Source organism: Pantoea sp. E956-1, assembly GCF_982223955.1.
Genome location: NZ_CEUYZP010000040.1, coordinates 1 through 505, shown reverse-complemented (window position 1 = coordinate 505; position 505 = coordinate 1). Strand labels below are relative to the sequence as shown.

At 61.8% G+C, this 505-nt stretch carries 1 protein-coding gene; it reads right to left on the bottom strand.

The annotated features are described in order from the left end of the window. A partial coding sequence (locus tag AC0T7J_RS25135) for a ferredoxin reductase domain-containing protein (protein WP_473798439.1) occupies positions 1-505 on the bottom strand: 505 nt, incomplete at both ends.

Sequence of the window (505 nt, the reverse complement as noted above, 5' to 3'; positions counted from 1 at the left end):
GATCATCAGGCCGAGTTTGGCGGCGGCTGCGTGGACAGTTTCGCCCGGGCCGACGCGAATGCTTTTGCCGGACGCGGTGAATTCAACCTGATGCAGATCCGCGGCGTCGATTTCCGGCGCATCGGCGGCTTGTTCGGCCTGTTCCACTGCGTCGGCGCGGGCCTCGGGTGGCGTGGCGCCGAAGGATTCTTCGTGGTAGCGCGACATGTCGTAGCCGGCCGCTTCCAGCAGGCGTTTGACCGCAGTCATGTATGGCGTCGGGCCGCAGCAGAACACTTCGCGTTCGAGGAAGTCCGGGACCATCAGTTCGAGCATCTTGTGATTCAGATAACCGCGATAACCGGCCCATGGCTCACCGAGGCCGTGCTTTTCGCAGATCAGGTGCAGGCTGAAGTTGTCGATCCGCGACGCCATGTGCTCGAGTTCGCGGTGGTAAATGATGTCTTTCGGCGAGCGCGCGCTGTGCACGAACGTCATGTCAACGTTGGCGTTGGTGTCGTAGAAC